The sequence below is a fragment of the Streptomyces sp. DSM 116793 genome, assembly GCF_057320905.1.
In genome coordinates, this window is the sequence record NZ_CM170494.1 from 2,511,585 (window position 1) to 2,535,397 (window position 23,813).

General features: G+C 73.7%; 11 protein-coding genes. 2 read left to right on the top strand and 9 right to left on the bottom strand.

Annotation, left to right across the window (positions count from 1 at the left end; genetic code table 11):
• The first annotated feature begins 123 nt into the window (after positions 1-123).
• Positions 124-3,585 (top strand): phosphodiester glycosidase family protein, encoded by a 3,462-nt coding sequence (locus ACSMXW_RS10265; protein WP_485805432.1) that lies wholly within the window; start codon positions 124-126, stop codon positions 3,583-3,585.
• Positions 3,586-4,401: 816 nt separating this feature from the next.
• Here the strand turns inward: ACSMXW_RS10265 and ACSMXW_RS10270 are convergent.
• From ACSMXW_RS10270 to ACSMXW_RS10310, 9 genes are all read right to left on the bottom strand, one after another.
• Complete coding sequence (locus ACSMXW_RS10270) at positions 4,402-5,019, bottom strand: dTDP-4-dehydrorhamnose 3,5-epimerase family protein (protein WP_485805434.1); 618 nt, start codon at positions 5,017-5,019, stop codon at positions 4,402-4,404.
• A gap of 381 nt (positions 5,020-5,400) precedes the next feature.
• On the bottom strand, positions 5,401-6,408 hold the full coding sequence (locus ACSMXW_RS10275) for an NAD-dependent epimerase/dehydratase family protein (RefSeq protein ID WP_485805436.1): 1,008 nt from the start codon (positions 6,406-6,408) through the stop codon (positions 5,401-5,403).
• On the bottom strand, positions 6,408-7,892 hold the full coding sequence (locus ACSMXW_RS10280) for an MDR family MFS transporter (RefSeq protein ID WP_485805438.1): 1,485 nt from the start codon (positions 7,890-7,892) through the stop codon (positions 6,408-6,410). Before ACSMXW_RS10280 ends, ACSMXW_RS10275 begins: the two co-directional genes overlap by 1 nt.
• A 40-nt stretch (positions 7,893-7,932) precedes the next feature.
• Complete coding sequence (gene rfbB, locus ACSMXW_RS10285; RefSeq protein WP_485805440.1) at positions 7,933-8,922, bottom strand: dTDP-glucose 4,6-dehydratase; 990 nt, start codon at positions 8,920-8,922, stop codon at positions 7,933-7,935.
• Positions 8,919-9,992 (bottom strand): glucose-1-phosphate thymidylyltransferase, encoded by a 1,074-nt coding sequence (locus tag ACSMXW_RS10290; RefSeq protein WP_485805442.1) that lies wholly within the window; start codon positions 9,990-9,992, stop codon positions 8,919-8,921. The genes rfbB and ACSMXW_RS10290 overlap by 4 nt, the downstream gene beginning before the upstream one ends.
• Before the next feature lie 9 nt (positions 9,993-10,001).
• Entirely contained in the window at positions 10,002-11,219 is a 1,218-nt protein-coding gene (locus ACSMXW_RS10295; RefSeq protein ID WP_485805444.1) for a nucleotide disphospho-sugar-binding domain-containing protein, read from the bottom strand.
• On the bottom strand, positions 11,216-12,433 hold the full coding sequence (locus tag ACSMXW_RS10300; RefSeq protein ID WP_485805446.1) for a Gfo/Idh/MocA family protein: 1,218 nt from the start codon (positions 12,431-12,433) through the stop codon (positions 11,216-11,218). Before ACSMXW_RS10300 ends, ACSMXW_RS10295 begins: the two co-directional genes overlap by 4 nt.
• A gap of 17 nt (positions 12,434-12,450) precedes the next feature.
• Entirely contained in the window at positions 12,451-13,866 is a 1,416-nt protein-coding gene (locus ACSMXW_RS10305; RefSeq protein ID WP_485805448.1) for an NDP-hexose 2,3-dehydratase family protein, read from the bottom strand.
• 112 nt (positions 13,867-13,978) lie between these two features.
• On the bottom strand, positions 13,979-15,205 hold the full coding sequence (locus ACSMXW_RS10310) for a nucleotide disphospho-sugar-binding domain-containing protein (RefSeq protein ID WP_485805450.1): 1,227 nt from the start codon (positions 15,203-15,205) through the stop codon (positions 13,979-13,981).
• A gap of 867 nt (positions 15,206-16,072) precedes the next feature.
• On the opposite strand from ACSMXW_RS10310, the gene ACSMXW_RS10315 reads away from it, so the two are divergent.
• Complete coding sequence (locus ACSMXW_RS10315; RefSeq protein ID WP_485805452.1) at positions 16,073-23,584, top strand: type I polyketide synthase; 7,512 nt, start codon at positions 16,073-16,075, stop codon at positions 23,582-23,584.
• Positions 23,585-23,813 lie beyond the last annotated feature (229 nt).

Below are 23,813 nucleotides of genomic sequence, written 5' to 3' on the forward strand. Positions count from 1 at the left end.
GTGAACATCCGGCGACCCCCGGATGTCCTGTCGTCCTCTCTTACTCCATCCCGAAGTAACCGACATGGTGTCCTCTGAGCCATTGCCGATGATTTTCGGCAAGTGATCCGAGGAACGATGACGATGAACCTTCGCGGAAGACGCAGAAGACGCATACGGGCCACCGCGCGCCACACGGCCGTGGCGGCGGCGCTGGCCGTACTGGTGGCCGGCGGGGCGGTGACCGCCGGCGCGGCCTCGGCGGACCAGCCGGCCGGCGGAGAGCGGGCGGGCCGGGCCGCCGGTGGCGCGTGGCTGCCGCCGACGCCGGAGAACTGGCCGCAGGTGGTGGACTTCAGCAGGACCCCCACCGACACGGTGACCCACGGCCTGCAGCACTATGCGGAGACGTACGACACCGTCGGCGGCCGTCAGCACACCCAGGTGCTGACGGCCGACCTCACCGACCCCAACCTGCGGGTCGGCGTGGTGGAGGCCGGGGACACCCTGACGAACCCCGCCGACGAGACGGTGTCGTCGATGGCCAACCGGACGGGCGCCGTCGCCGGTGTGAACGGCGACTACTTCGACATCCACGCCAGCGGACGCCCACTGGGCGGTGTGATCTCCGACGGGCGGCTGCTGAAGACGCCGAAGACCGGATTCGCCTCCCAGCTCGGCATCCGGCGGGACGGCAGCATGGTGATGGGCCCCGAGACCTTCAGCGGCACCATCACGGACGGTTCCGCCTCGCACCCGCTCACCTCCGTCAACACGGTGGACGACATCGCGTCGAACGGCATCACCGAGGTCACCCCCGACCTGGGCGACACGCCGGGGCTGAGCGCGGGCACCCTCGTCCTCGGGCACGGCACGCCGGGCGGCTCCTTCACCGTCGACACCGTACGGACCGGTGTGACGTCGGTGGACAGGCTGACGGCAGGACAGGTCGGCCTGCTGGGCGGCGGGACGGGCGGGCAGTGGCTCGCCGACACCCTGCACCCCGGCGACGAGGTCACCCTGACCACCCGGATCTCCCCCGACAACGACCTGAAGCAGCTGGTCAGCGGGGTGACGACGCTGGTGAAGGACGGCAAGGTCTACAAGGACCCGACGGGCACCCCGCCCAGCGGCGCCAACCCCGAGACCGCCGTCGGCCTCACCAAGGACGGCAGGCACGCCATCGTCGTGACCATCGACGGGCACGGCGGCACCGGCACGGCCTTCGGCGTCACCCCCGAGCAGGCCGCCGGCTACATGGCCGCGCACGGCGCCTGGACCGCCCTGCTGTTCGACGGCGGCGGCTCCACCACGATGGCGACCCGGGTCCCCGGCGCGCACCAGGCCACCGTGGCCAACACGCCGTCCGACCTGCCCGGCAACACCGAGCGCCCGGTCGCCAACGGCATCTTCTTCTACTCGACCGCCGACCGGCCGGGGCCCGCGACGAAGGTCGTCGTGAACGGCGGCGAGGACCTCACGACGGTCCCGGGCGGCACCGTGCCGCTCCCGGCCTACGCCACCGACTCCGCGGGGAACCCGGCCGCGGGTGCCGTGCACGTCCGGGTCCAGCCCGCCTCGCTCGCCACCGTCTTTGACGGGAAGCTGACCGCGCACCGGGCCGGCAGCGGGCGGATCGTCGCGGACGACGGCGGGGCGAAGACCTCCCAGAAGCTGACCGTGGTCGACCGGCTCGACACCCTCACCGTCTCCCCCGACGCCCCCGACCTCGCGAACGGCGCCACCCAGCAGCTCACCGTCTCGGGCACCGCGGGGCACGGCGGGGCCGTCCGGATCCCCGCCGAGGCCGTGCACTGGACGGTCGAACCGGCCTCGCTCGGCACCGTCGACGCCCAGGGGCTCTTCACGGCCGACCGCACCGCGAGCGGACTGGCCAAGGTCACCGCGTCGGCCGGCGGGGCGACCGCCACGGCGTCCATCGCGGTCGGCAGCGTCAGCAAGACCATCGACCCGATGACGAGCACCGACGTCTGGCGCATCAGCAACAACACCACCGGGAAGCCCGCCACCCTGAGCGCCGCGCCCGGCGATGTGCCGCCCGGCTCCACCGAGTCCGGGTCGCTGAAGCTGGACTACACGATGCCCGCCGGCTCCGGCGTCAAGCAGCTCGTCCTGTCGTCCGCCAAGACGCTGAAGACGACGACGAGCGACGACGGGCAGAACCCCACCGGCATCGGGGTGTGGATCAAGGGCGACGGCTCCGGCATCGAGCTGGCCGAGGCGTACATCGGCGTGGACGGCGTGAAGACCACCCTGTACCCGACCTATGTCACCTGGCACGGCTGGCAGCTCGCCGTGGCGCAGCTGCCCGCGGGCCTGCAGTTCCCGCTGACGATCTCCTTCGTCGACTTCCTCGCGATCAACCCGAGCGTGACGAGCAGCGGTGCCCTGAACGTGGCCGGGCTCCAGGCGCTCTACTCGCCCCGGCCACCCGCCGCGCCGGCGTACCGGGCGATCCCGGAGAACCCGTCATGGCTGACGTTCGAGGAGGACTCCGCCGCGTTCACGAAGACCGGCAGCACCTTCCTGACCGGCGACGACGCACATCTGCTGGCGTCCGACCCGGGCTCGGTGAGCAGCCACGTCATGGACTCGATCGCGAAGCGGCTGCCGTCCCTGAGCCCCCAGGCCCGGCCGGACGTGGCCCAGTTCCTGGGTGACATGTCCGACGACGGGAAGCTGCCCGACCTGCAGTTCGCCAAGTCGAAGATGGACGCGCTGGGCATCCCCGCCCGGGACATCGTGGGCAACCACGAGATCACGCAGGGCGCCGACGCCGAGAACGGCAACTACGGGCAGACGTTCGGCGACACCCACTACGCCTACACCGAGGGCCCGGCCCGGGTGATCGTCACGGACAACTCGCACGGCAGCCTGCAGTCCTCCGACCCGTTCCAGCAGCCCGAGGCCGCGCAGTACGCGTGGCTGGTGCAGCAGCTGACCGCCACCACCGCCGAGGACGTGCTGGTCACCACGCACATGCCGGCCTATGACCCGCACGCGGCGAAGAACAGCCAGTTCACCGACCGCTGGGAGGCGCGGATGTACCTGCGTCTGGTGCAGCGGTACCAGCAGACGCACCCGCAGCAGCACGTGATCATGCTGTACGGCCATGCGCGGGGATTCTCCGAGCAGATCCTCGACCCCGAGGGCCGGAGCGTCAGCACCGCCGAGGGCGGCATTCCGCAGCTCACGTTCGCCGACCTCGGCATGCCGGCCTACGCGCCCTCGAACGAGGGCGGCTTCTACCACTTCGGCCTGGTGCACACCTCCTCGGACGGCCGGATCCAGTTCTCGGTGGAGCCGGCGCTCGCGTCGATCGAGGTCACGGCGCCGACGACCACACCGGCCGCCGGCGAGAAGCTGACACTGACGGCGACGGGCACCCAGACCGGCGGCGACAACCTGCCGGACCTCACCATGCCGATCGCCGACCCGGCCTCCCACGTCTGGTCCTCCAGCGACAACCGGGTGGCCACGGTCGACCGCACCACCGGCCGGCTCACCGCCCGCCACCCGGGCACCGTCACGGTCTCGGTGACCAGCGGCGGCGTCTCGGGCAGCGTACGGCTGACGGTGCGGTAGCCGACGCAGGCGGGGCGCCGGGGCCGCGGGCCCCGGCGCCCTTCGCCGGGCGGCTGATCAGCACCCCGCCTGCCTCGTCCCCGCCTCCCCCTGGGAGGCCGGAACGTACCGCCACTCGACGGTGCTGCCCGGCACCGCCTCCGAGACCGTCTCACCAGGCCGGCTCCGGGAACTGACGCAACGGCATCGACCCTGGCGGGCGACTGCTCACCCTGACCATCACCGGCCTGGGCTCCGACTCCTCGCTCGGGCACGGGGACAACCCGCGGCTCAGGCGCCGCCTGCTCGCGGTCGCGGCCTACTCGTCGGAGCCGCCGCGGGCACCGTCCTGGTCCAGCACCACATGACCGCCTGGGCCCTGCTGGCGAGCACCCTGCTCGTCGGCCTGGCCCTGGCGACCTACCGGGAGCGCGGCTGAACGAACCCGCGAGGACGTTCACGCTTCGCCGAGCCCTCGCACCCACCACAAGGAACGGCACCGGACCCGGCGGTGGTGCCTGCGCCGGCGCACCGCTCCGCCGCCCGACTCCCCTTCGCGGCCGAACGGGCAGGGGGTGGCCCCCGCGCACACCGTGATCGACGAGAACGCCGCCGCCTGCGCCACGCCCCACCCGCTGCGGAACCGGAGTCCACACGAACCCGGGTCTACTCATCCTGCGCCTGGTCACGGGCCTGTTGATTGTGGGTCACGGCGTCCAGAAGGACGTACACCACACTCGCCGCGGGCGCCACCCAGACGCGAGGCGGCTCTCTCCGCCTTGCGGTGCACGGCACCGGACGACGCGGGTCGTTCCGGCGCGAATCGTCGGACCGGCCCTATCGGGTGGTGAGGCCCGTGGCCAGGGCCTCGTCCAGCTTTCGGCACTCGTCGTAGCGCGGCAGCAGGCCCTTGGCCTCGGCCTCGGCGAGGGTGGGGGCCACGCTGTCGCGTGGGGAGAGGATGGGCTCGATGCCGTCGGGGATGGGCAGGCCGAGTGCGGGGTCGAGGGCGGCGAGCGCCATCTCCTGCTCGGCGACGTAGGGGCCCGACCACATGTAGTGCATGATCGTGTGGTCCTCCAGCGCGATCGCGGCGTGGCCCACCCCGACGGGCAGGTAGACGGCGTGGAAGTCCTCCGGGTCGAGCACCTCGCTGTCCCAGCGGCCGAAGGTGGGCGAGCCGACGCGGATGTCGACGACCACGTCGAGCGTCCTGCCGCGCGGGCAGTAGACGTACTTGGCGGTGCCGGGCGGGGTCGCGGTGTAGTGGATGCCGCGCACCGTGCCGCGGCGCGAGGCGCTGTGGCTGGCGTGCGCGACGGGGAACAGCGGCCGGCCTGTCGTGCCGACGAGCGCGTCCTCCTGGAACTGCGAGACCACCAGGCCCCGGTCGTCGCGGAACACCTTCGGGCTGAACGCGTATGCGCCGTCCACGGCGAGCGTACGTACCTGCATCCCGGTCTCCGGCCTCCTCGACTGCGCGGTGCCCGCACCGCGGTCCCAGTCCACCAGCGTCCCCTGAAGCGGGGACAAGGCGGAGGCAAAGCCCCCGCGTCCCCGTCCGGTCCGCCCACGGCGGGCTCGGCCCCGGCCCACCCGGGGGCGCGGGGAACTGCGCGACGAGCCACGACGGAACCGTCGGATCGTCACCGCCCCGACCGGGCAGCCTCTGCCGTCTTCCGACCACCGGCGGGTGGATGGTTGCTCGCGCAGTTCCCCGCGGCCCTTTTCGTGCGCACACCTCACATGGGGCCGGGCGCGGTCGTCTCCGGGCCCCGGCCCGGTGGGTGGCTGCTCGCGCAGTTCCCCGCGGCCCTGGGCAGGCCGGGGCAGGCCCTACAGGGCAGTGGCCGTCCACATGTCGCGCAGGGAGTCGCGGAGCGCTGTCCGCGGGCGCCAGCCCAGGAGTTCCGCGGCGAGGCCGATGTCCGCGCGGGTCCAGCCGCCGCCACCCCCGTGGCTGGGCACGGGCCCGCCGCGGAGCCGTACCGCACCGGGCGGCAGCCCGGCCGCGGCGACGAGCAGTCGGACCAGCTCGGCCATGCCGACCGCCGTGCCGCTGCCGATGTTCACGACGCGGCCCGTGACCGGCCGCTCCGCGGCCCTGACCACCGCGTCGGCGACATCGCGGACGTCGACGAAGTCCCGGCGGGCGTCGGCGACGTCCAGCTCCACCGGCTCGCCGGGCGCCGCGGCGCGCAGCCGGGCGGCGACCGCGCCGAGGAAGCTGGCGGGGGTGGTGCGGGGCCCGCAGACGTTGACGACCCGCAGCACCACGCCGTCGGCGGCGCCCGCGCGGGTCGCGTCCAGCAGGGCCCGCGCGCCGGCCAGCTTGGTGCGGCCGTAGGCGCTGGTGGGCGCGGGCTCGGCGGTCTCGTGGACGGAGGTGCCGGGTGCCGTCTCGCCGTACTCGTGGACGGAGCCGATCTGGACGATCCGGGGCCGGGCGGGGAGGGCGGCGGTGGCCGTCAGCAGGCGCCGCACGAGGTGGACGTGGGCGTCGGCCATGTCGGCCTCGGAGCGCACCCAGCCGCCGGCGGCGTTCACGACCACGGCCACGCGGTGCGCGGCCAGCAGGTCGGTGACGGTGCCGGGGTCCGCGGTGACGAGGTCGAGGGCGGTGAACGCGTGGGCGTCGAGGCCGGGCGCGGGGTGCCGGGCGATGCCGAGGACCTGCTCGCCCCGCGCGGCGAACGCGGCGCACACCGCCCTGCCGAGGCAGCCGGTCGCACCGACGACGGCGACCACCCGGGGCCCCCCGGGACCGGGCTGGAGCCCGCCAGAACCGGATCCCCCGACGGCCCCGGCGCCGGGGCCGCCGCCCGGTGCGCCCGCGGCCGTCATCAGGACCACCTGCGCGGCCGGGCGTGCCGGCCGCGTTTGCGGCCCGGCATGAGGAAACTGGCGAGCATGGCGGCCGCGGCGAAGCCCATCACCCAGACGAAGCTGTGCGAGAACGCGCCGGCGAGGTCGTCCAGGGTGACCTTGCCGCGGTGGGCCTTGGCGGTGCTGATCAGCCGGGCCTGGAGCACGACGAGCAGCACGGCGGCGCCGAAGGAGCTCCCGATCTGCATGAAGACGCGGTTCTCCGCGGTCGCGCCGGGGATCGACACGGGCGGGATGTCGCGCAGGGCCGCCGTCATGGCGGGCACGATGACGGCGCCGATCCCGATGCCGTTGACCACCAGCGCGGCGCTCAGCAGGATCTGGTCGGTGCCGGTGCTGAGCTGGGTGAAGACGGCGATGCCCACGGCGGTGAGCAGCAGGCCGGCCTGCATGAGGGAGCGGGGCAGGAACGTGCGGATCAGCTTGGGCGTGAACCGCAGCGACAGGCCCATGCCGGCGCCCAGCGGCACCAGCAGCAGGCCGGCCTTCAGCGGGGTGTAGCCGCGGACCTGCTGGTAGTACATGGGCAGCACGGCCATCGCGCCGAAGAGGGCGATGCTGGCGAGGAAGAGCACCAGCGAGGACGTGGTGAAGCTGCGGTGCCTCAGCAGCCGCAGGTCGATGATCGGCTGCCCCTTCTTCTTTCTCAGCGCGTGCAGGGTGAAGGCCGCGAGCAGGACGAGGCCGATGGCCAGCGTGACGAGGGGGCGCTCCTTGGTGAAGCTGCCCTTGCTGCCGGCCTCGGAGAAGCTGTAGACGATCACGCCGCAGGCCGGCGAGAGCAGCAGCATGCCGACCAGGTCGAGCTTGGTCTTGACGGGCGCCTTCTGGTGGGGCATGCCACGGGCGGCGAACAGCGCGAGCAGGCAGATCGGCACGTTGACGTAGAAGATCCAGCGCCAGCCGGGTCCGTCGATGATGAGACCGCCGAGCACCGGGCCGAGCACCGGGCCGATGGCGGACGGGATGCCGATGAGGCTCATCACCCGGCCGAGGTTCTCCCGGCCCGCCGCCTGTGCCAGCACGGCGGTGCCGAGCGGCAGCACCATGCCGCCGGCCAGGCCCTGCACCACCCGGAACACGATGAGCGTCTGCGCGGTCCACGCCGCGCCGCACAGCGCGGAGCCCACCATGAAGAGGGCGATGCAGAACATCCAGACGTTGCGGGCGCCGAACCGCATCAGCGACCAGCCGGTGGCCGGGATGACGGAGGCCATGGCGAGCATGTAGCCGGTGCCGAACCACTGAAGCGTGGACAGCTCGATGTCAAACGTCTGTTTGAGCGTGTTCAGGGCGATATTGGTCATCGTGGCGTCCAGTTGCACCAGGATGGTGCCCAGCAGGATGACGCCCACCAATTTCATCACCGCGGGCGGTAGTCCGGTCCGCGTGGTCGGCTGGGCGCCGGGTGCGGATGCGGATGCGGCCTGCACTGCTGCCACTGATCGAGTCCTTTGTGTTTTGTCCTCGGGGGAGGCCGGTTCACCGGCTCCCGGTCAGTTCCGCGCGGATGCGGAGCGGCTCCCACCACGCGCGATGGTCGCGGTACCAGGCCACGACGTCGGCCAGGCCCTCCTCGAAGGGGACGCGGGGCACGAATCCCAGTTCGGTGCGGATCTTCGTGGTGTCGACGGAGTACCGCTCGTCGTGTGCTTTCCGGTCCGGCACGCGGCGTACCCGGGAGAAGTCGGCGCCGCAGAGGTCGAGCAGCCGCCCGGTCAGGTCGCGGTTGCTGAGTTCGACACCGCCGCCGATGTTGTAGACGTCACCGGTCCGCCCGTCGTTCAGGACCAGGTAGACGGCCCGGCAGTGGTCGTCGACGTGGAGCCATTCGCGGACGTTGTGGCCGTCCCCGTACAGCGGCACGTCACGGCCGTCGAGGAGGTTGGTGACGAAGAGCGGAATGAGCTTCTCGGCGAACTGGTACGGCCCGTAGTTGTTGGAGCAGCGGGTGATCGACAGGGGCAGGCCGTGGGTGCGCCAGTAGGCGCGGGCTATCAGGTCGGAGGACGCCTTGGAGGAGGAGTACGGGGAGTTGGGCCGGAGCGGGCAGTCCTCCGTCCAGGATCCCTCGCTGATGGAGCCGTACACCTCGTCGGTGGAGACGTGCACGATGCGCTGGACCTTCGCCAGCCGGCAGGCCTCCAGCAGGGTGGAGGTGCCCACCACGTTGGTCATGACGAACTGCTGGGCGTTCATCAGCGACCTGTCGACGTGCGACTCGGCCGCGAAGTGCACCACGACGTCGTGGCCCGGGACGATGTCGTTCATCAGCCGGCCGTCGCAGATGTCGCCGTGCACGAAGGAGAGCCGCGGGTGCTCCATGGGGATGTTGGCCAGGTTCCCCGCGTACGTCAGTTTGTCCACGACGGTGACGTGGGCGCCCACGAGCGCCGGATAGCGCCCTTCGAGCACACAGCGGACGAAGTGCGAGCCAATGAAACCGGCGCCGCCGGTGACGAATACCTTCATGCCGGTACATCGATTCTCGAGTCGTCGCCGACGAGCAGTCTGTGCATCGCCGAACCGTCTTCCTGCCGGCGGACGTCACCGGCCTTTCCGATGATGGAGCCCTGAATGGTCCGCACGCCGTGCACCGACGCCTGGTCCAGCAGGATGGAGTTCTCGACCCCGGCGTGCCGCAGCCGGCAACCGGTGCCGATGGAGGTGTGGGGGCCGACGTGGCTGTCCTCGATGAGGCTGCCCGCGCCGATGATCACGGGTCCGCTGATCACCGACCTGATCACCTCGGCGCCCTCCTCGACTATCACGGCGCCGGTGAGCCTGCTGGCCGTGTCCACGCGCCCCGTGACGGCGCCGGCGATGGCGCCCAGCAGGACCTGGTTGCAGGTGAGGACGGACGCGAGGGTGCCGGTGTCGGCCCAGTAGCCAAAGAACCTGCCCGCCCGGACCTCGTCGCCGCGGGTGACCAGCCACTGGATGGCGTCGGTGATCTCCAGCTCGCCGCGTGCGCTGGGCTCGATGGCGCGCACCGCGTCGTGGATCCGGGGCGTGAAGAAGTAGGCGCCGGTCACCGCGAGGTCGCTGCGCGGCTCGGCGGGCTTCTCGGTCAGGGCGGTGACGCGGCCGTCGGCGTCGAGTTCCGCGATGCCGTACGCGGTGGGGTCGGCGACCCTGGTGACGACGAGCTGGGCGGCGGGCGCGCCGGCCCGGAACGCGGCGAGCGGCTCCGCGAGCCCGCCCTCGAAGACGTTGTCGCCCAGGTACATCACGAAGTCGTCGCCGGCCAGGAACTCCCGGGCGATGATGACGCAGTGCGCGAGGCCGCGGGGTGCGTCCTGGGGCAGGTAGGTGACCGCGAGGCCGAACCGGGAGCCGTCCCCGACGGCCGCCCGGATCTGCTCGCCGGGCCTGCCCTCGCCGATGACGACACCGGCTTCGCGGACACCGAGGGCGGCGAGCTCCTTCAGGGCGTGGAAGAGGACGGGTCTGCCGGCGACCGGCACGAGTTGTTTGGGAGTGCTGTGGCTGAGCGGGCGCAGTCGCGTGCCCGCCCCGCCCGCCAACACGAGAGCCTTCACGGTGACCTCTCAGATCAGTTTCTCGAGGGCGCCGACGGTGTCGGCGGGCGTGGGCTGGGCGAGGATCTCCTGGCGCAGGCGGCGCGACGAGGCGCGGATGGCGTCGTCGTTCAGCACGGTGGAGACGGCCGAGGCGATCCGCTCGGGGACAGCCTCCTTGGCGTTCACCGTGATGCCGCAGCCGACGTCGGCGAGCTGCCGGGCGTTGAGCTGCTGGTAGGGCATGGTGACGACGATCACCTGCGGGACGCCGAGCGAGGCGGCGGTGAGCATGGTTCCCGAGCCGCCCTGGTGGATCAGGGCGTCGCAGGTCGGCAGCAGCAGGTTGAGCGGCAGGCCCTCCACGACGCGGACCCGCTCGGGAAGTCCGGTGAGGCGTTCGCGCTCGGCGCGGCCGACGGCGAGCACCACTTCCAGGTCGAGCCCCTGGAGGCCTTCGAGGATCTTCGGGATGACGAAGTTGTCCGAGCCGGACATCTCCGTGGTGGTGGTGCCCCAGGTGACGCAGACGCGGGGCAGCTTGGGCGGCTCGGAGAGCCAGCCGGGTACCCGGCCGGGCCCGTTGTAGGGGACGTAGCGCATCGGGATGCGGTGGGTGACGGCGGGGATCTGGAGGTCGGCGGAGCAGGTGTCGACGGTGCCGACGGCGTAGTTCTCCCGTGGCTCGACGCCGAACCGCTCGTAGAGGCCGCGCAGGTCCTCGTTCCAGGTGGTCACGGGGGTGCCGCAGCCGGGGAAGCCGATCTCCGTCAGCAGCGCGGGCCCCCACAGGAAGTGCACCAGCGGGGCGCCGGCGGCCTGGGCGGCGAGCGGCGCCGCCAGCACCATCGGGTCGGCCACGACCAGGTCGGGCCGCCAGTCCTCGGCGACCCGGACCAAGTCGTCCGCCATGGCCGCGGCGGCGTTGACGAACGGCACGAAGCGGATCTTGCGCAGGCTCGCGCGGGCCTCCGGGGACAGCTCGGGCGTCTTACTGACCTTCAGTTCGCGGCCGTCCAGGTGCTGGTGGGCGCCGCGCAGCCGCTCGGCGAGGGCGACGAACTCGGCGTTGAAGTCATGGCCCTCGGCGACGGTCACATGGACCGTGCCGGAGGTGCGCACGGCCTCCGCCGCGTCCGGCTGGCAGGCCACCAGCACCTCGTGCCCGGCGGCGCGGCAGGCCCAGATCAGCGGCACCATGTGGAAGTAGTGGGTGGCCAGGCCCCACGGGACGAACAGAACCTTCATCGTTGGTTTCCTTTGGGCTGTGGTCGAAGGAGGGTCCCGGGCGTCCCGGCCCACCGCGCTCGGCTCCTGACCTCGTCGACCAGGGCCATGTGACGCAGCAGCGTCTGCGCGTAGGTGGCGGAGCCGGCCTCGTCCCGGGCCGCGCGTGCGAAGGCGCGCACGAGGTTCGCGAACTGGTCGTCCGCGGGCAGCCTGATCTCCTCGACGCCGCTCTGCCGGGTGAGCCGCACGGTCGGCCGCAGGTCGACGGGCGGTGTGTACGCGCGCTGGAGGCTGATGCGGCCCTCGCTGCCCCAGATCGCGTACATGGAGCGGTACGCCGACTGGAAGCTGAAGGACAGCTCGGCGGGGACGCCGTCGGCGGACAGCAGCAGGGCGTTGCCGCCGAGGTCGACGCCGCGCTCGGCGTCCCGGCGCAGCACGGAGCCGGCCACGGTCAGCTCGGGCCCGAGGAAGAGCTGCGCGGCCCGCAGGGTGTAGACGCCGACGTCCAGCAGCGCCCCACCGCCCAGTTCGGCGCGGTAGCGGACGTCGCCGGGGTCGCGGGGCGGGATGCCGAACGCGCTGGAGAACAGCCGGGGCTCGCCGATCGCGCCGTCGTCGACGAGCCGCTGGACGGCGGCGTGCTGGGAGTGGTGCAGGAACATGAAGCCGTCCATCAGCCGGCGGCCGTGCCCGGTGGCGGCGGCCACCAGTTCCTCGGCCTCGGCGAGGCCGGTGGTGAGCGGCTTCTCCACGAGGACGTGCTTGCCGGCCCGGAGGGCGCGCAGCGCCCAGGCGTGGTGCAGCCCGGTGGGCAGGGCGATGTACACGGCGTCGATGTCGGCGCGGTCCACCAGCGCGTCGTAGCCGTGCACGGCGTCGCCCCCGAAGCGCCCGGTGAAGCGCGCCGCCTTGGCGGGGTCGCGGCTGGCGATCGCGGCCAGCTCGACCTCCGGCACCCGGCCCATGGCGGGCAGGGTGTGCCGCCAGGCGATGTCGGCGCAGCCGAGCACGCCGATCCGCAGGGGGGCGGGGCGTCCGTGGCGGGCGGTGCGTCCGTGGGGGGCGGTGCTCCCCTGGGGGGTGGTGCTTCCGTGGACAGCGGTGCTCCCCTGGGGAGCGCCGGTCTCGTGGGATGCGCTGCTTCCGTGAGGGGCGCCGGTCTCCTGGGGGGCGCCGGTCTCGTCGGACGCGCCGGTCTCCTCGGACGCGCCGGTCTCGTGGGGTGCCATGTGCCGCCCTCTCTCCGTCACCAGAGGCTGTGGACGCAGGCGAGCAGGCTGCGTGCCTCGACGTTCAGGTAGTGGCCGTGCCGCAGCAGACCCATGAGCTGACGTACCGTCATCCAGCGGAAGTCGTCCGGGAGCTCGTGGGGGAAGTCCTCGGGGACCTCCACGATCTGGTAGCGCGTCTCGGCGTGCTGGAAGCGCCCGCCCTCCTCGGAGAGCACGGTGTCGAACCGGATGCGGTCCGGGTCGGCCTCGATGACGTCGGCGAGGAAGGGCACCGGGCGTCCTCCGGCGGTCGCGGCCGGCAGTTGCACGGTGGGCGCCAGCTCCACGGTGTCCAGCAGGCCCGGCTCGGGCTGGGCCTTCACCAGCAGGTGCAGCACCCCGTCCACGGGCCGGGCGAGGAAGGCCGCGCGGCCCTGCCCGAGGGGTTCGAGCAGCGGCTGCGTCCAGCTGGTGACCTCGCGGTTGGCGGCCCGCACCCGGGCGCCGATGATCCGGAACGTGCCGCTGCCGTCAGTGCTCGCGATCTCGTCGCCGGTGGTGGCCCAGCCGTCCACGGCGGCCAGCGGGACGAGCCGGGTGCGCCACTCGCCGCGGGTCTTCGTCTCGGTGAACCAGCTCAGCAGCTCGGTGCCGGTGTCCCCGGTGTGGTAGGAGCGCAGCAGCGCGGCCGTGAAGGGGTCACCGGTGCCGGGTGCGGCCCCGCCGCCCGCCTGGCCGTGTACGGCCGCCCCGCCGGACCCCTCGGAGGGCACGAGCGGCATGCAGGACAGCACCGTACGGGCGTCCATGTTGACGAGGTTGTCGACGCGCAGCAGTCCCCTGAGCTGGGTCAGGCTCACCCAGTGGAAGTCCTCGTGCTCGGGGACGTCCCCGGTGGCCTCCACGACGATGTTGCGGTTGTGCTTGTGCCAGAACCAGGAGCCCTGCTCGGACTGGAGCACATCCACCAGGACCCGGCCGCGCCCGGGGCCGCGGAAGAACTCCAGGTACCGGGTGGTGCCGCCGCGGTGCACCCGGGTGTAGTTGCTGCGGGTGGCCTGGATGGTCGGCGAGAGCTGGAGGGTGTTGATGTTGCCGGGCTCCATCTTGGCCTGCATCAGGAAGCGCAATTCGCCGTCGAACCGCTTGGCGAGAATGCCCAGGATGCCGATCTCCGGCTGGTGGATGATCGGCTGGTGCCATGCGGCGCGGCCGTCCGCTCCGTCGGCCACCGCGTGCAGGCCCTCGATGGTGAAGAAACGCCCGCTGGCGTGCCCGAGGTTTCCGGTCGCCGGGTCGAAGCGCCAGTCGTCCAGCGCCGCGAACGGAACGCGCGTCACCTCGAACCGGTTGGCCTTCTGGCGCTCGGTCCACCAGGCGTCGAACGCGACGGTGGCCGCCGGGTCGGCACGGTGGCCGGCAGAGGTGGCGAAGGGTGACGTCGTGTTCACGCCGCCTCCGCGTCGCCAGTCGTCGAATACGGTGCCGCTCCGCGCACTGTGACCTTCCCGTTCCGTCGTGGTGTCCAGCTCAGCGGTTTCGGCTGAAGCCGGGGTGTGTGGGTCATACGAGGTCTTCGACGAGGCGGACGGCCGTGCTGAGGGGCGGCTGCGCCAGGTTCTCCTGGCGCAGGCCGTGGGCGGCCTTGCGCCAGCTGTCCTCGGTGAGCAACGCCGAGACGGCCGCGGTCAGTTCGGCGAGCGGTCCCGACCCGGTGATCTCGGTGGGGTGGGCGGCCAGCCCGATGCCGGCGCCGACGGCGGCGATCCGCTCGGCGTTGAACGAGTGCCCGGGTCCCTGCGGGGCGATCACCTGCGGCACGCCGAGCGAGGCGGCGGTGAGGATGCTGCCGGCGCCGCCGGTGTTGACGGAGACCGCGCAGGTCGGCAGCACGGCGCCGAGGGGCAGGTCCGTCATGATCCGGGTGCCGGCGGGCAGCGTGCCCACGGCGTCCCGGTCGGCGGCGGTGACGGCGACGACCAGCTCCACGTCGAGCGCGGACAGCGCCCCGGCGATGGCGGACACCGGATGCTCACCGCCGGCCCGGTCGAGGGCCTCGGAGGTGGACCAGGACACGCACACCCGGGGCCGTTCCGCCGGGCTGCCGAGCCACTCGGGCAGCACACCCGAGCCGTTGTAGGGCACGTACCGTACGGTGTGCCGGGCGGGCACGCTCGCGGTCTGGAGGCTGGGCGGGCAGGGGGAGATGCTGAACGGGCTGTAGTCGGCGCGCACCTCGGCGCCGAACCGCTCGTACAGGGTCTTCAGGCCGGCCGGCCACCGTTCGACGGGGCCTCCGTAGCCGGCGAAGTTCGCCAGCGAGGGCTCCTGCGGCCCCCACATGTGGTGGACCAGCGGCACCCCGGCGGCCTCGGAGACCAGTGGCGCGGCCATGGTGATCGGGTCGCTGACGATGACGTCGGGCCGCCAGCCGCGTACGACGGCGAGGAGTTCGTCCGCCATGGCCTCCGCGGCCCTGACGTGCGGGGCGATGCGCAGCGCGCCGTGCTGCCTGCGGATGTCCGGGTCCATACGGCCCAGTTCCGCGAAGGACGCGGGGTTCCTGCCGAACCGCCGCTTGATCTCCCGGTCGGCGTCCGCGATCGCCGCCATGAGGTGGTACGAGCCGCCCACGACGGCGGTGGTGAGACCGGATCGCACGACGAGCTCGGTGACCGGGGGCTGCCCCGCGACGCAGACGTCGTGGCCTGCCGTGCGCAGTGCCCAGGCCAGGGGCACCATCGGGAAATAGTGACCAGCAGCGGCCGCCGGAATGAACAGTACGCGCATCAATGCTCCGTTGTCGCCTACGGTCGCTTTCGGTCGCAGAGGGGAAGAACGGCGGCCTGCGGGGGCCGCGGGCGGCCCTGGGCACCGTGAATCTGGGGGCTCAGCACAGCAAGGCCCGCTAAAGCGGGCGCGATGCCGACCTAAAGCGGCCCCCCGGCCGAGGGGCGGGGCACGGGGTGCCCCGGACTCCTGCCTCGCCCCGGCAGGGGGCGGGGAACTGCGCGACCGGCCGCGACGCGCCTGCGGCGGGCCGACGGTCCGAGCCCTTGCGGTCCGAGCCCCTTGCGGTCCGAGCCCCTTGCGGTCTCGTCCCCGGCCACCCGCCGGTGGGGGCCTGTCGCGCAGTTCCCCGCGCCCCTTCCCGGCCACCGGGACGAACCACCTGCCGTCTCGATCCCGACCACCCGCCGGTGGGGGCCTGTCGCGCAGTTCCCCGCGCCCCTTCCCGGCCACCGGGACGAACCACCTGCCGCCTCGATCCCGACCACCCGCCGGTGGGGGCCTGTCGCGCAGTTCCCCGCGCCCCTTCCCGGCCACCGGGACGAACCACCTGCCGCCTCGTCCCCGGCCACCCGCCGGTGGGGGCCTGTCGCGCAGTTCCCCGCGCCCCTTCCCGGCCACCGGGACGAACCCCCTGCCGCCTCGTCCCCGGCCACCCGCCGGTGGGGGCCTTTCGCGCAGTTCCCCGCGCCCCTGCCGGGGCGAGGCATGTGCGGGGCGCAAGGTGCGGTCTAGAAGCGCTTAAGAGGGGTTTCCCAGTATGGGTTGCGCCGTATGCCGGGGGGGCCGGCCGGCACCACTCATGCTCGGGCACCACGGACGGCGGCGAATTCGCGCATCGCGCATCGTGGCGAGCTTCCGGACCGCTTGAAGGACGAGCGCCAGATGACGAACGAGGACAGACTCCGCGACTATCTCAAGCGGGTGGCCACCGAGCTGCACCAGACCCGCCAGCGCCTCCTGGAGGCCAGGTCGGCCGGCCGGGAACCGATCGCCGTCGTGGCGATGAGCTGCCGCTACCCGGGCGGGGTGCGCTCCCCGGAGGACCTGTGGCGGCTGGTCGCGGACGGCACGGACGCCATCGCGGAGCTGCCCGCCACCCGCGGCTGGCCGGAAGGGATCTACGACCCGGACCCGGACAGGCCCGGCACCATCTACGTCCGCGAGAGCGGGTTCCTGCACGGCGCCGAGGAGTTCGACGCCGAGTTCTTCGGGATCAGTCCGCGCGAGGCGCTCGCCATGGACCCCCAGCAGCGGCTGCTGCTCGAAGCGTCCTGGGAGGCCCTGGAGCGCGCCGGGATCCCGCCCGCGACCCTGCGCGGCACCCGCGCCGGCGTCTTCACCGGCGTGATGTACGGCGACTACGGCGCCCGGCTCACCGGCCGCGCCCCCGAAGACTTCGAGGCGTACCTCGCGACCGGCAGCGCCTACAGCGTCGTCTCGGGCCGCGTCGCCTACACCCTCGGCCTGGAGGGCCCGGCGATCAGCGTCGACACGGCGTGCTCGTCGTCGCTGGTCGCGCTGCACCTGGCCTGCCAGGCGCTGCGCGGCGGCGAGTGCGACATGGCCCTGGCGGGCGGCGTCACGGTGATGTCGTCGCCCACCAGCCTGATCGAGTTCAGCAGGCAGCACGGCCTCGCCCCGGACGGCCGCTGCAAGCCGTTCTCGGCGGCGGCCGACGGCACCGCGCTCGGCGAGGGTGTGGGCGTGCTGCTGGTGGAGCGGCTGTCGGACGCGCAGCGCAACGGGCACCCGGTGCTCGCCGTGATCCGTGGCTCCGCCGTCAACCAGGACGGCGCGAGCAGCCAGCTCTCCGCCCCCAACGGCCCGTCCCAGCAGCGCGTCATCGAGGCGGCGCTCACCCACGCCGGGCTGGAGCCCGGCGACGTCGACGCCGTGGAGGCGCACGGCACCGGCACCACCCTCGGCGACCCCATCGAGGCCCAGGCCCTCATCGCCGCCTACGGGCAGGAACGCCCCGCCGACCGGCCAATGTGGCTCGGCTCCATCAAGTCGAACATCGGCCACACCCAGGCCGCCGCCGGTGTCGCCGGGGTGATCAAGATGGTCCAGGCGATGGCACACGGTGAGCTGCCCAGGACCCTGCACGCCGACGAGCCGTCACCACACGTGGACTGGGAGTCCGGCGCCGTCCGCCTGCTGACGGAGCCCGCCCCGTGGCCCGCGGCGGACCGGCCCCGGCGCGCCGCCGTCTCCTCGTTCGGCATCAGCGGCACCAACGCCCACGTCATCCTGGAATCCGCTCCCGAGCCCGCCCAGCCCGGCCCGGACGGCGCGGACGGCGAAGCCGCGCCTGCGGGGGACACCGCGGCCGTGGAGGATGCCGCGAACGCCGGGGGCCGCGCGGAGCCCGCGCCCGAGGCCCCGGTGTCCTGCCCGGTGCCGGTGGCGCCCTGGGTGCTGTCGGCCAGGTCGGAGCAGGCGCTGCGCGCCCAGGCCGCCAGGCTGCGCGAGCACGTCGCCGCCCACCCCGGCCTCGCCACCTGCGACCTCGCGTACGCCCTCGCCACCACCCGCACCCACTTCGCCCACCGGGCCGCCGTCCTCCCGGCCGACGGCGACCGGGACGCGTTCCTCACCGCCCTCGACGCGCTCGCCGAGGGCCGCCCGCACCCTGCGCTGGTGCGGGGCGTCACCCCGGGCGACGAGGGCAAGGTGGCGTTCCTGCTCTCCGGGCAGGGCAGCCAGCGGGCGGGGATGGGACGCGAACTCTACGAGACCTTCCCGGTGTTCGCCGCCGCCCTGGACGAGGTCTGCACACACCTCGACCCACAACTGGAACAACCCCTGAAAGACATCATGTTCGCGGCCCAAGACTCCGCGGACGCGGCGCTGCTCGACCAGACCCGCTACACACAGACCGCCCTCTTCGCATTCCAAGTGGCCCTGTTCCGACTACTGGAACACTGGGGCATCCGCCCCGACCACCTCATCGGCCACTCCATCGGCGAACTCACCGCCGCCCACCTCGCAGGCGTGCTCTCACTGCAGGACGCCTGCACCCTCGTCGCCACACGCGGCCGCCTCATGCAGAACGCACCGGGGGGTGGGGCCATGGTCGCCATCCAGGCCACGGAAGACGAAGTCCGCGCCACCCTCCCCGACGACGGCGAGCGCGTCACCATCGCCGCCGTCAACGGACCCACCTCCCTCGTCATCGCCGGCGACGAGGACGCCGTCCTGACCGTGGCCGACCACTGGAAAACCGAAGGCCGCAAGACCACCCGCCTCACCGTCAGCCACGCCTTCCACTCCCCCCACATGAACACCGCCCTCCCCGAATTCCGACGCGTGGCCGAAAACCTCACCTACCACCCCCCACGCACCCCGGTCATCTCCAACCTCACCGGCACCACCGCCACCACCGCCCAACTCACCTCACCCCACTACTGGACCGACCACATCCGCCAACCCGTCCGCTTCCACGACGGCATCACGACCCTCCACCACGACCACCACACCACCACCTACCTCGAACTCACCCCCCACCCGGTCCTCACCGCGCTCGCCGCCGAGGCGCTGCGGGACGCGGACGAGGACGGCGTGGCGGCGACCGGGACCGGGGCCGCGCTGATTCCCGCCCTGCGGCGGGACCGGCCGGAGGCGGCCACGCTGGTGCGGGCGGTGCTGGGGGTGTACGCGGCGGGCTCGGTGCCGACCTGGGACGTGTTCCTGGGCGGCGCGGGCCGGCCGCGGGTGGCGCTGCCGACGTATGCGTTCCAGCGCCGGGCGTACTGGCTCCAGGTGCCCGACGTGCCGTCCGACGCGAGTGGTCTCGGGCAGTCGCCCGTCGACCATCCGCTGCTCGCGGCCGGGATCGAGCTGCCCGGCGACGAGAGCCAGGTGCTCACGGGGCGGATCGCGCGGCGTACGCATCCCTGGCTGGCGGACCACGCGGTGCACGGCACCGTCATCCTGCCGGGCACGGCGTACGTGGACCTGCTGCTGCACGCCGCCGGCCGGGCCGGGTGCGACGAGATCGCCGACCTGACGCTGGAGGCGCCGCTGGTCGTGCCGGACGAGGGGGCCGTGCGGCTCCAGGTGTCCGTGGGCCCGGCCGACGACGCGGGCCGCCGTGCCGTTCAGGTGCACGCGCGGCCCGAGGACGCGGCGGACGACGCCGAGTGGACGTGTCATGCGACCGGTGTGGTCGTGGCGGGCGCCCCGGACGCGCCGGCGCCGGCCGGGCTGACGGCCTGGCCGCCGGCGGGCGCGGTGCCGCTGGAGCCGGCCGAGGTCCGTGCCCGGCTTGCGGCGGCCGGGCTGGGGTACGGCCCGGCGTTCCAGGGGCTCACCGCGGCGTGGCGGGACGGCGACACCGTCTTCGCCGAGGTGGCGCTGCCCGAGGCGGCCGCCGCCGACGCGGCGCGGTTCGCGCTGCACCCGGCGCTGCTGGACGCCGCGTTGCACCCGCTCGCGCACAGGGACGCGGAGCGCCGCGCGGGCGCCGAGGACAGCGCGGACGGCGCGGACGGCGGGGTGCGGATTCCGTTCGCCTGGGCGGGTGTCACCCTGCACGCCACCGGCGCGACCCGGCTGCGGGTCCGGCTGACCGCGGTGGAGCAGGGGCAGGTCGCCATCGAGGTGGCCGACCACCTGGGCGCCCCGGTGGCGTCGGTGGCCGCGCTGGAGCTGCGGCCGATCCGCGCCGACCAGCTTGCCGCGGCGCGCGGCGGGCGGCAGGACGCACTGTTCCACGTCGACTGGACCGAGCTGGCCCTGCCCGCGAGCACGGACGAGGCCGCCGGCGCGGATGCCGGCGCGCCCACGGCCGCGAACGTGAGCGCTGGCACGGGCGCCGGCGCGGAGCCGGGTGCCGGTGGGGCCGGTCTCAGCGCGACCGGTCTCAGCGCGGCCGGACTCAGCGTGACCGGACTCAGTGCGACCGGACTCAGCGCAGCCGGGCCGCTCGCCGTACTGGGCGACGCACGGGGAGACGCGCCGAGGCTGGCCACCGCGCTGACGGCCCCGAACGCACCGGACACGACCGGCGCACCGGACGCAGCCGGCACACCGAACCCGGCCGGCACACCGGACGCACCCGGCGCGCCGGTCGCCCGGTACCCGCACCTCGCGGCGCTGACGCGGGCCGTGGCCGACGGCGCGATGGTGCCCGCGACGGTGCTGCTGGCCCCGGCCTCCGCCTCCTCCGACGGCGGCGACGCCGACGGCAAAGCCGACCGCGACGGCGACGGCGACAGCACCGACCCCGCGCGTGCCGCGCACACCGCTGCGCACCGGATGCTGGCGCTGGTGCAGGACTGGCTCGCGGACGACAGGTTCGCCGCGTCCCGCCTAGTCGTGGTGACCCGGGGCGCGGTGGTGGCGCGGGGCGGCGAGGACGTCGCCGACCTGGCGGGCGCCGCGGTGTGGGGGCTGCTGCGGGCGGCCCAGCTGGAGAATCCGGACCGTTTCTGTCTGCTGGACGTGGACGGAGCCCAGGCGTCGTGGGAACGGCTGCCGGCCGCGCTGGCCGCCGCCGTGGGCGATGCGTCCGGGGCGTCCTGCGAGCCCCAGCTCGCGCTGCGGGACGGGCACCTGCTGGCCCCGCGGCTGGTCCGCGGCCATCTGGACACGGCACTGCCGGTGCCGGCCCCGACGGACGGGACGGCGCCCGCGGCGCCCCACGAGACGAGTCCGGCCACCACGCACCGGCCCGAACCCGCCACGCCCGACGAGCCAGGACCCGCTGGGACGACCCACGAGACGGGTCGACCGGCTGGGACGACCCACGAGACGGGTCGACCGGCTGGGACGGCCCACAAGACGGGACCCGCCACGGCGAACCGGCCCGGACCCGCCACGCCCGACGGGACGCGGCCGACCGCGACACACCGGCCGGCTCCCACCCCAACCGGCGGCACCGGACCCGCCACGCCCCACGAGACGGAGCCGGCCTCAGCGGACCGGCCGAAGCCCGTGCCGACCGAGGACACGGAATCCGTCACCGCCGACGCGACGCCTCCGTCGCCGCGCGTCGGCTCCGGGACCGCCCCGGCCTGGCGGGTCGGGATGACGCGGAAGGGCGCGCTGGACGATCTCGCCCTTGTGCCCTGCCCGGACGCGGCCGCGCCGCTCGACGCCGGCCAGGTCCGCGTCGGTGTCCGCGCCGCGGGCCTCAACTTCCGCGATGTGATGATCGGCCTCGACCTGTACCCGGGGCAGGAGGCGCTGGGCGGCGAGGGCGCGGGCGTCGTACTGGAGACGGGGCCCGGCGTCACCGGGGTCGCGGTGGGCGACCGGGTGATGGGCCTGTTCGCGGGGGCGATGGGCCCGGTGGCGGTCACCGACCACCGGCTCCTGCACCGGATGCCGGCTGGCTGGACGTTCGCGGAGGCCGCCGCGGTGTCGGTGGTGTTCCTCACCGCGTACTACGGCCTCGCGGACCTGGCCGGCCTGCGGGCGGGGCAGCGGCTGCTGGTGCACGCCGCCGCGGGCGGGGTGGGGATGGCCGCGGGCCAGCTCGCCCGGCACTGGGGCGCGGAGGTGTTCGGCACCGCGAGCCCCGGCAAGTGGGGGGCGCTGCGGGAGCAGGGCTACGACGACGACCACATCGGCAACTCCCGGACGCTGGACTTCGAGGCGGCGTTCGGCGCGGCGACGGGCGGCGCGGGCATGGACGTCGTCCTGGACTCCCTGGCGCAGGAGTTCGTGGACGCCTCGCTGCGGCTGCTGCCGCGCGGGGGGCACTTCCTGGAGATGGGCAAGACCGACATCCGCGACGCGGACGAGGTCGCGGCCCGCCACCCGGGCGTCGCCTACCGGGCGTTCGACCTTCAGGACGCGGGGCCCGACCGCGTCCAGGAGATGCTGGCCGAGCTGGTCGGCCTCTTCGAGCGGGGCGTGTTGCGGCCGCTGCCGATCACCACCTGGGACGTGCGCAGGGCACCGGACGCCTTCCGGTACCTGAGCCAGGCACGCAACGTCGGCAAGGTCGTGCTGACCGTGCCCACGCCGCTGGACCCGGACGGCACCGTCCTGATCACCGGCGGCACCGGCACCCTCGGGGGCCTGGTCGCCCGCCGGCTGGTGACCCGGCACGGGGTGCGGCACCTGCTGCTGACGAGCCGTCAGGGTCCGGATGGTGCGGCGGCCGTGGCGCTGCGGGACGAGCTGACGGCGCTGGGCGCCGAGGTGACCGTGGCGGCCTGCGACGCGGCGGACCGTGCCGCGCTGGCGGAGCTGCTGGCGGCGGTGCCGGCGAAGCACCCGCTGACCGCGGTGGTGCACGCGGCGGGTGTGCTCGACGACGCGACGGTGGGCGCGCTCACGCCGGAGCGGTTCGACACGGTGCTGCGGCCCAAGGCCGACGCCGCCTGGCACCTGCACGAGCTGACCCGGGGCGCGGACCTGGCGGAGTTCATCCTGTTCTCGTCGGTGGCGGGCACCCTGGGCAACCCGGGGCAGGCCAACTACGCCGCCGCCAACGCCTTCCTGGACGCCCTGGCGCACCACCGGCGTGCCGCGGGCCTGCCCGCGACCTCGCTGGCGTGGGGCCTGTGGGCCGAGGCCAGCGGGATGACGGCGCACCTGAGCGGTGCCGACCTGTCACGGGTGAGCCGGGGCAGCGTGGCCGCGCTGCCCACGGAGGAGGGCCTCGCCCTCTTCGACGCGGCACTGGGCGCGTCCCGCGCCACGCTGGTCCCGGCGAAGCTGGACACCGCGGCCGCCCGGCCCGGCGCGGGCATCCCGCCGATGCTGCGCGGCCTGGTCCGGCCCGGCCGGACGCGGCGCGTCGTCGGTCCCGCGGGCGGGGCCGGTGGCCCGGCTGGTGGCGCGGGCGGCGGCGCGTCGGCGGCCGCGCAGTGGCGGCAGCGGCTCGCGGGCCTGCCGGAGGCGGAGCAACGGGACGCCCTGGTCCGGCTGGTCCGGGACGAGGTCGCCACGGTTCTGGGGCACGCCTCCCCCGCCGGCATCGGCAGCGGGCACGCCTTCAAGGACCTCGGCTTCGACTCGCTGACCTCCGTCGAGCTGCGCAACCGGCTGGGGGCGGCAGTGGGCCTGCGGCTGCCCAGCACGCTGGTCTTCGACCGGCCCACACCGGCCGCGGTCGCCGAGTTCCTCCAGACGGAACTGGCGCCGGAGCCCGCCGCGGCGGCACTCGGCACGGGCACACCAGGACCGGGCGCGCCGATGAGCGGGGCGGCGCTGCTCGCCGGCCTGGAGGGCCTGCGGACGGCGGTGCTCAGCAGCCCACCCGATGACGACACCCGCACGGAGCTGGCCGCACGCCTGAAAGCGTTCCTCGTCACGCTGACCGAGCCGGCCACGGACGGTGACGAGGAGACGGACATCACCGCCAAGTTCGACGACGCGTCGGACGACGACCTCTTCGACTTCATCGACAACGAGCTCTGACCACATGCTTCTCGACTCCCCCAGCGCTCCCGGCTCTTCGGTTCCTCGGCTTCTCCACCTCTCTCGGGCATCTCCACCTCTCTCGGCTTCTCTGAGTCTCTGGGCTTCTCTGAGTCTCTCGGCTTCTCTGAGTCTCTGGGCTTCTCCGAGTCTCTCGGCTTAATCGGCTTCTCGGCTTCTCTGGTTTCTCGGTTTCTTTGGTTCTCGGCTTTCTTGGAAGGGACCCGCG